We start from the raw sequence: 8,082 nt of genomic DNA on the forward strand, positions 1-8,082 counted from the left end.
GGCGGTGGCGCTTGCCCGCGAGGGCGGCCACACGGTCGAGGAGATCGACTTGCCCTTTATCGGCCGCGATTTCTTCGCCGATTTCTGCAGGACGGTTGCCTCCGCCGTCGCTGGCACGATGCGGGCCGAAGCGCTGCGCGTCGGCCGTTCCGTTGCTGGCGACATCGAGCGGGCCACGCGCGTGCTCGCCCGCTTCGGCGAACTGGTGTCGGCCGGCGAGACCTATGCCGACCTGCAGCGGCTGCATGCCGCCTCACGGCGGCTGATCGCAGAGACCGCGCAGTATGACGCCGTGCTGATGCCGATCATTGCCCACCCGCCGCTTGCCTGCGGCGCAATGGATCCGAAAGGCGCCGACGACCTCATCGAGAACCTGCTCGACAAGCTTCACCTGACGCCCTTGCTGAAGCTGAAGCCGTTCTTCGGCCAGTTGATGGACAAGAGCCTCTGGTTCACCCATTGGCCGGCGATCCAGAATGTCAGCGGCCAGCCATCGATCGCCCTGCCGGTCCATGTCACCGACGCCGGCCTGCCGATCGGCGTCCAGGCTGCCGGCCGTCCGGGCGACGAGGAGACGCTTTTGTCGCTCGCCGCGCAGATGGAGAAGATCTCGGGTTGGCTGGGTCGCAGGGCGCCGCTGATGGTGCCGACACGATGACGAGGTCGTGAAGCGCTCGAATATGACAGCAAAGCCATTTGCGGGCGGCGCCAATTCCCGCTAAGACGCCGCCGTCCTTACCGATCTCCAGGGAAAAAAGCCGATGACGGAAATAACCGCCACCGCCGAAATGCAGGCAGCCCTGTTGTCGCGGGCGCTGCCCTACATGCAGCGCTACGAGCACAAGACGGTCGTGGTGAAATATGGCGGCCATGCCATGGGCGACATCGAGCTCGGCAAGGCCTTCGCGCGCGACATCGCGCTGCTCAAGCAATCCGGCGTCAACCCGATCGTCGTCCACGGCGGCGGCCCGCAGATCGGCGCCATGCTGGCCAAGATGGGCATCGAATCCAAGTTCGAAGGCGGCCTGCGCGTCACCGACCAGAAGACGGTCGAGATCGTCGAAATGGTGCTGGCCGGTTCGATCAACAAGGAGATCGTCGCGCTGATCAACGCCGAGGGCGAATGGGCGATCGGCCTGTGCGGCAAGGACGGCAACATGGTGTTCGCCGAAAAGGCCCGCAAGACCATGATCGATCCGGACTCCAACATCGAGCGCGTGCTCGATCTCGGCTTCGTCGGCGAGCCGGTCGAGGTCGACCGTACCTTGCTCGATCTTCTGGCACGCTCCGAAATGATCCCGGTGCTGGCGCCGGTGGCGCCGGGACGCGATGGCCACACCTACAACATCAACGCCGACACCTTCGCCGGCGCCATTGCCGGCGCCTGCCAGGCGACGCGCCTGCTATTCCTCACCGACGTGCCGGGTGTGCTCGACAAGAACAAGAAGCTGATCGACGAACTGACCGTGGCCGAGGCCAAGGCGCTGATCAAGGACGGCACGGTCTCGGGCGGCATGATCCCCAAGGTCGAGACCTGCATCGAAGCGATCGAGCGCGGCGTCGAAGGCGTTGTCATCCTCAACGGCAAGACCCCGCATGCGGTGCTGCTGGAACTGTTCACCGAACATGGCGCCGGCACGCTGATCGTGCCCTGAGGGGCTCGTCAGCCGGCTAACTTTCTCGCCTCGGCATCTTCAATATTGTCGATGGTGGGAATGGCGGGCTTTCTGGCCGGGCGTCGAACGGACATCGATTCCTCCTCGGCATCCTGCGGCGCGCCCCAGAATTCGGCCAGCGTCGGGCCGTCTTTCACCCTGATGTCGCGGACCAGAAAGCCCCAGACCTCGCGGAACCACACGCGGCGGCCCATCTGTGTGTACCAGCGCATCGAATGGCGCTGCTCGGGATCCTTGTGGAACAGGATGCGGGCCAGCGCCTTCGGCCGTGATTGCACCGCCAGCTCGATCAGCTTGACGCTGAAGAACAGCATCCACGGCTTCAGCCGCGTCATCTGCAGCACCTGGTGCTTGTAGTCCCACAGGCGCGCATCCTGCTGGATCACCTTGCGATCCCGCGCGATGCGGAAGAACGGCGTCCAGCGATGCGGCGTCACATAAAGCGCCTGGATCTGGTCGGGGTCGTAGGCGATGAGTTGGCGAAAGCCGCGCCACAGGTCGCGAAACCCTTCGTCCTCGAAGCCGGACACCCAGGTCGCCATAGACAGGATGCCGCTGAGACGCAGCAGCCTTATCGCCTCGCGATCGGATGAGGTGCTGCCGCCCTTGCGGATTAATTGAAGCGTCTGCTCGTCGGTGTTTTCCATGCCGAGCAGCCAGCGGATGACACCGGCCTTGCGGTAGAGATGCAGGATGTCGGCATCGCGCACGATGTCGTCGGCACGGGTCGAACCGACGATCAGCACCGGCACGTTCTCGGCGATCAGGGCATCGAGGAAGGCCCGCCAGGCTTTCTTCGAGACCGTCGGATTCTCGTCGGCAAGATTGATGAGCTCGACGCCATGTTGGCGATGCAGCCATGCGATCTCCCTGGCGAATTTCACCGGATCGCGATGCCGCCAGCGGGTCCAGAAGCCGCGCTGGCCGCAATAGTTGCACAGATGCGGACAGCCGCGCGAAAACTGCATGACCACGGCCCGCTTGCCGCCCCAGTAGCTGTAACTGGGATGGTCGATCAGTTCCCAGCCGACGCGGTAGGCGTCGAGGTCGGCAATGGTCATGGCCGCCTGTGTGGCGAAGGGGCGGCTGAGATCGTCGCGATAGGCGATGCCGGCCACGCTCGCCGGCGGCTGGCGCATCTCCAGCCCTTCGATCAGCGCCACCACCGTCGCTTCGCCCTCGCCGCGCACGATGAAGTCGAAGGCATCGGTAGCGGCCAGGATGTCGCGCCAATGATAGGTCGGGAAAACGCCGCCATAGATGATGATGGTCGCCGGCTCGCGCTCCTTGATCATGCGCGCGATCACCAAGGCGGTCGGGTGCGCCGAGGTCGAGCCGGAATGGCCGATCAGGACGAAGTCGGGGTGGTCCTCCAGTGCGCTGCGCACGACGTCATCGAGCGGCATCGGCCCGAACTCGGCGTCGACGAGGCGCACCTGATGGCCGGCATCGATCAGCGGCCCGCCGATCGCCAGCAGGCCGAGCGGCGGCAGGTGATCGTCGGGCACGCGGCTGCCGATGGCGGTGTGCGGCGGATTGATCAGGACGATTTTCATGGCGGACCTCCTGGGCAGTTGGTCCGCACAAGCTGGCCGGCGATGTGGACACGTGCTTGGCCCGTTTCAGCAGTTTGCGTGCAGCTTTTCCTCAAGGAGTGCGAAGGGCAGGCATTGTCATCGCCTGAGATGCCCGAGCGGCACATGGCCCGGGCCCTTGATGTTCTGCAGCACCAACTGCGTGTGGACGTCGCGCACGCCGTCGAGCCGCATCAGCCGGTGCATGACGAAAGCGTTGAGCTCGTCGACCGACGGCACCATGACATGCAGCAGAAAGTCATGGTCGCCGGTCATCGTCCAGCACGAGGAAACCTCGTCCATGCGCTGCACGGCGGCGATGAAGCTTTCGGGCGAGCCGTCGCTGTGGCTGACGAGGCGCACCTGGATGAACACCTCGACCATCAGCCCGACAGCGCGGCGGCTGATCACGGCGGCAAATCCCTTGATGATGCCGGCCTCCTGCAGCGCCTCGAAGCGCCGCGCGCATGGTGTCGTCGACAGGCCGATCTCTTGCGCCAGCTCGGAAACCGGTTTGCGCCCGTCGCGCTGCAGGACATCGAGCATCTTGATCTCGAAATCATCGAATCGAGGCATTTTCACTCCTTCCTGGGAATTTCTGAGTGAATATTATCCCGATTTCCGAATTCGAGCCATCATCAAAACCGATTCGCCTCCGCAAATCCGCTTAACGTTCAGCACGTCAGCGATTTGCTTTGCGAGGAGAAAAACCATGACGACGATGAGCGTTGCCGAATACGCCCGCGACTGCGCGGCGCAAGGATTGCGCGGCGACTACTCGGTCTGCCGTGCCGATTTCACCGTGTCGCAGGGTTACGATTACAGCGATGAAGAGCAGGCGGTGTGGCGCACGCTGTGCGACCGCCAGACCAGACTGACGCGCAAGCTCGCCCACCATTCCTACCTCGACGGCGTCGAAAAACTCGGCCTGCTCGACCGTATTCCCGACTTCGACGAGGTCAGCGCCAAGCTGCGCAAACTGACCGGTTGGGAGATCGTCGCGGTGCCGGGGCTCATTCCCGCGGCTCCGTTTTTCGACCATCTCGCCGATCGCCGCTTCCCGGTCACCAACTGGCTGCGGACCAGGCAGGAGCTCGACTACATTGTCGAGCCCGACATGTTCCATGATTTCTTCGGCCATGTGCCGGCGCTGTCGCAACCGGTGTTCGCCGATTTCATGCAGATGTATGGCGAGAAGGCCGGCGACATCATCGCGCTGGGTGGCGACGAGATGATTTCCCGGCTCTACTGGTACACGGCCGAATATGGCCTGATGCGGGAGGCCGGCCAGCCGCTGAAGGCCTTTGGCGCCGGCCTTATGTCGTCGTTTACCGAGCTGCAGTTCGCCGTCGAAGGCAAGGACGCCCACCACGTGCCCTTCGACCTGGAAACGGTGATGCGCACCGGCTACGAGATCGACAAGTTCCAGCGCGCCTATTTCGTGCTGCCGTCCTTCGACGCCTTGCGCGATGCCTTCCAGACCGCCGATTTCGCGGCAATCGTCGCCCGGCGCAAGGACCAGCCGGCGCTCGATCCGGCGACGCTCTAGAGCATTCCAGGAAAAGTGTGAAACGGTTTTCCGTCCGGAATTGCGTCAAACAAAGAGTTAGAGCGGATCGCCGTTCCGTGAAACGGTGAACTGCCCTAGGCAGCATGCTGCCCTGCAGCCGTCAGGCGGTGACCACCTTGCTGAGATGGTCGCCCAGCCGGCAGGCCAGCGCGGTGATCGTCGTCGTCGGGTTGCATTGACCCGACGTGCAGAACACCGAGGAGCCGCCGACATAGAGATTGTCCATGCCGTGCACCTTGCAGTTGGCGTCGACCACGCTCTTGCTGATGTCGGTGCCCATGCGCGTGCCGCCCATATGGTGATGGCCCGCCGTCTCGTCGTTGGTCGGATAGTCCTGACCATTGCTGATCCAGTCGGCAATGCGCACGCGGCCGAGATTCTTCTCGATCAGCGTTGCGCCGAACAGTCTGAGCCCTTCGAGAAGGGTGCGATGTTCCAGTTCGGATTTCTTCCAGTGCAGTTCGATGCGCGGCACGCCGGCATGGTCGACATCGGTCTTCGACAACTCGATCTGGTTGGAGGCCAGCGGCGCCTGTTCCCAGGCGACGTAGAGCTGGGCCGCGCAGCGCAGTCGCTGACTGAGCTGGTAGGACATCCATTCCGCCATGCTGGGCGCCGTGCAGGCGAGGTCGGCGATAAGGCTCTTGACCCCGGGATACGGCGTCTCGATCAGCCGGATGCCGAAGTTCATGATCTGCAGCCGCTCCATGGCGGCAAACGTCGGCGAGAAGAAGGCCTCGTTGACGGCGTCGACCTCGAACGCGTTGTAGTCGGCCAGGATGGCGTTGCCGCCCTCGAAGGTCGGATGCTCCATCCAGTAGCGGCCAAGCGCAGTTGCATTCGGCACGACGCCGCCGTTCGAGCGCTGGTTGGACCACAGAAGCAGCCGCGAATTCTCCAGCCCACCGGTGCAGACGATGAAATAGTCAGCGCTGAACGAGCCGGCATCCTGTCCGTTCGACCACAGCCTGGCGCCAGTCACGCGTCTGCCGTCGCCGGCAAGTTCGGTGGCACAAGTGTTGAGCACCACCGCGATGTTCGTGGCCTTGTCGAGTTCATCGCCGAACTTCTCGGCGAAGCGCACGGCCGGGCTCTTGATCAGCTGCACCCAGCGAATGTCGTCCGAGATCGGCATATCGGGCCGGAGGGCCGGAAGGTCGAGAATATCGCGCACTTCCGGCAGATAGGGTTCGATGTCGGTGCGGGCGATCGGCCAGCCCGTATCGGGTACCCAGGCCTTCGGCTCGAAATCCTGCTTGTCGAGCACGCGGCACCAGCCTGCCCAGTGGTTGGAACTGCCCCCCATGAACCGCAGCCGGGTGATGTCGAGATCGAAATAGAAATCTCCGACCGTGCTGCCCCGGTAAAAGTCCTGCGAGTCGTCGCTGAATTCGCGCGGACCGGCCTCCATCACCACCACCGGAATGCCGGCCGCGCCAAGCTTGCGGGCAATGGTCATGCCGGCCGGACCGGAGCCGAGGATGCAGACCTTCGGGGTGAAGTTCGCAGCGCGATACGCCTCGTAGCTGTCGAAGATCATGCCAGGTCGCTCCGCTTCAGGATCCAGCCATCGACCTCGACGATCTCGTTCGGGTCGGGCTTTGGACCGGCGGCATCGGCATCAGGCAGCTTGCGGAACAAGGACAGGGCAGGCAATGCGATCAACGCCTGCACGAGCGCGCGGCGTGACATTTTCTTGATGATGAAACTCATGGCTGGTCTCTCGGCTGGGCTTCGGCACTGCATGGCGTTCCCAGAACGGCAATTCCCGGAACGACACATGCATCACCGTGGAAGCCAGTATCGTGCCAAGTCTGGCCGCAAAGCAGTGAAAACCCGGCTAAGCGGTACAACCGAGTGCAAACAGGGTTAGAGTTTTCTTAACAGGCCGGTTGCGGCAGATCGGATCACGCCGCCTCGGAAATGCCGGTGTCGATGATCGTCAGGTTACGGCCCTGGTGCTTGGCCTGGTAGAGGCGCCGGTCGGCGGCGCGCATCAACTCCGACACGCTGGCTTCCTCGCCGCAGACAGTACCGCCGATGCTGACCGTGAGCGGAATGGTCCGCTCGTCGACGGGCCGGAAGCGGATCAGCTCGACTTCGCGGCGAATGCGCTCGGCGACGCGCTTGGCCTCCTGCTCGGTGGCGCCAACCAGAAAGGCGCCAAATTCCTCGCCGCCGATGCGGCCGAGCACATCGCCGCTGCGCACGCCGCGCTGAATCGCGCTGGCGATCAAAAGCAGCGCGTCATCGCCGGTCAGGTGGCCGAAATTGTCGTTGATGGTCTTGAAGTGGTCGGCATCGATGATCAGCAGCGCGCCGCGATCGGACTTGCGGCGCGAACCGTCGAGCGCGGCAAAGAAGCTTTCCCGGTTGAGCATGCCGGTCATGTCGTCGCGGCTCGCCTTTTCCGCCAGGCGGCGATGCGCGGCGGCGAGCTGGGCATGGGCTCGGGCGAGATCGCGATGCGCGTTTTTCAGCCTGTCGCTTTGCCAGAAAGTGCTTGCGCTGGCGGCCCACGCCAGCACCAGCGGACAGAGCGTGGAGGTCAGCCAGATCGTCCGGTTGACCGGAAATCCCATGGCCGGAACGATGATCAGGGTCAGCAGGAGAGAGGCCGCGACTGAGGCGAAAGCAACGGCGGCGGATCTCAGAATTATGCTGTTCATCGCTTGCTCCCACAAGACTGCCTCTCTGCCAGCAAGCCCTGAAGGCCACCTTTCCCAGATGCCTAAAATTTGAATCGTGAGACGATTTACGCAACCTCAACGAGCAGAAGTTGTGGATAAAGTCGCTTTCGGAATGCGCGTTTCATGCCATAAGGAGTCCATGACCACGCTCCCTGACCCCGCCCGCTTCGCCCATGTCACCGACTGGGTCTTCGATCTCGATAACACGCTCTATCCGCACCATTCGAATCTGTTCTCGCAGATCGACGTCAAGATGACCGCCTATGTCGGCGAACTGTTGGCATTGCCGCGCGACGATGCGCGCAAGTTGCAGAAGGAGCTCTACCGCGAATATGGCACGACGCTGAACGGCCTGATGACACGCCACGGCATCGACCCCGACGATTTCCTCGAGAAGGTCCACGACATCGACTATTCATGGCTGGTGCCCGATCCCGTTCTCGGCACCGCCATCCGCCAGCTTCCCGGCCGCAAGTTCATCTTCACCAACGGCGACCGCAGGCACGCCGAGCGCACCGCGCGCCAGCTCGGCATCCTCGACCATTTCGACGACATCTTCGACATCGTCGCTG

At 63.3% G+C, this 8,082-nt stretch carries 9 protein-coding genes; 4 read left to right on the forward strand and 5 right to left on the reverse strand.

From position 1 onward, the window contains the following. Both ENZ74_RS14130 and argB read left to right on the forward strand, forming a co-directional pair. The coding region (locus ENZ74_RS14130; protein ID WP_245470952.1) for an amidase family protein at positions 1-658 on the forward strand (658 nt) is incomplete at its 5' end. Between the two features lie 103 nt (positions 659-761). Beyond that, complete coding sequence (argB, locus tag ENZ74_RS14135) at positions 762-1,655, forward strand: acetylglutamate kinase (protein ID WP_013528489.1); 894 nt, start codon at positions 762-764, stop codon at positions 1,653-1,655. An 8-nt stretch (positions 1,656-1,663) separates the two neighbouring features. On the opposite strand, the gene bchE is transcribed toward argB, so the two are convergent. Further along, a complete protein-coding gene (bchE, locus tag ENZ74_RS14140; protein ID WP_063169721.1) occupies positions 1,664-3,232 on the reverse strand; it encodes a magnesium-protoporphyrin IX monomethyl ester anaerobic oxidative cyclase in 1,569 nt (522 codons plus the stop codon). Between the two features lie 117 nt (positions 3,233-3,349). After that, entirely contained in the window at positions 3,350-3,826 is a 477-nt protein-coding gene (locus ENZ74_RS14145) for an Lrp/AsnC family transcriptional regulator (RefSeq protein WP_024502088.1), read from the reverse strand. 136 nt (positions 3,827-3,962) lie between these two features. Here ENZ74_RS14145 and phhA point away from each other — a divergent pair, with 136 nt between their 5' ends. Then, a complete protein-coding gene (gene phhA, locus ENZ74_RS14150) occupies positions 3,963-4,799 on the forward strand; it encodes a phenylalanine 4-monooxygenase (RefSeq protein ID WP_063169722.1) in 837 nt (278 codons plus the stop codon). Positions 4,800-4,920: 121 nt separating this feature from the next. On the opposite strand, the gene ENZ74_RS14155 is transcribed toward phhA, so the two are convergent. The 3 genes from ENZ74_RS14155 to ENZ74_RS14165 all read right to left on the reverse strand — a co-directional run bounded on the left by ENZ74_RS14155 (position 4,921) and on the right by ENZ74_RS14165 (position 7,489). Then, positions 4,921-6,360 (reverse strand): GMC family oxidoreductase, encoded by a 1,440-nt coding sequence (locus ENZ74_RS14155; RefSeq protein ID WP_063169723.1) that lies wholly within the window; start codon positions 6,358-6,360, stop codon positions 4,921-4,923. Then, positions 6,357-6,533, reverse strand: coding sequence for a hypothetical protein (locus tag ENZ74_RS14160; RefSeq protein ID WP_082826619.1), 177 nt, complete (start codon positions 6,531-6,533; stop codon positions 6,357-6,359). The genes ENZ74_RS14155 and ENZ74_RS14160 overlap by 4 nt, the downstream gene beginning before the upstream one ends. Before the next feature lie 194 nt (positions 6,534-6,727). Beyond that, positions 6,728-7,489, reverse strand: coding sequence for a GGDEF domain-containing protein (locus ENZ74_RS14165; protein ID WP_013528483.1), 762 nt, complete (start codon positions 7,487-7,489; stop codon positions 6,728-6,730). 160 nt (positions 7,490-7,649) lie between these two features. Here ENZ74_RS14165 and ENZ74_RS14170 point away from each other — a divergent pair. Next, the coding region (locus ENZ74_RS14170) for a pyrimidine 5'-nucleotidase (RefSeq protein WP_127312819.1) at positions 7,650-8,082 on the forward strand (433 nt) is incomplete at its 3' end.

Origin of the sequence: Mesorhizobium sp. M7A.F.Ca.CA.002.15.2.1 (genome assembly GCF_003998715.1) — a bacterium.
GTDB classification, from domain to species: domain Bacteria; phylum Pseudomonadota; class Alphaproteobacteria; order Rhizobiales; family Rhizobiaceae; genus Mesorhizobium; species Mesorhizobium ciceri.

Coding starts and splice junctions, on each gene's coding strand:
- argB (WP_013528489.1), top strand. CDS start 762: ATGACGGAAATAACCGCCACCGCCGAAATGCAGGCAGCCCTGTTGTCG.
- bchE (WP_063169721.1), bottom strand. CDS start 3,232: ATGAAAATCGTCCTGATCAATCCGCCGCACACCGCCATCGGCAGCCGC.
- ENZ74_RS14145 (WP_024502088.1), bottom strand. CDS start 3,826: ATGCCTCGATTCGATGATTTCGAGATCAAGATGCTCGATGTCCTGCAG.
- phhA (WP_063169722.1), top strand. CDS start 3,963: ATGACGACGATGAGCGTTGCCGAATACGCCCGCGACTGCGCGGCGCAA.
- ENZ74_RS14155 (WP_063169723.1), bottom strand. CDS start 6,360: ATGATCTTCGACAGCTACGAGGCGTATCGCGCTGCGAACTTCACCCCG.
- ENZ74_RS14160 (WP_082826619.1), bottom strand. CDS start 6,533: ATGAGTTTCATCATCAAGAAAATGTCACGCCGCGCGCTCGTGCAGGCG.
- ENZ74_RS14165 (WP_013528483.1), bottom strand. CDS start 7,489: ATGAACAGCATAATTCTGAGATCCGCCGCCGTTGCTTTCGCCTCAGTC.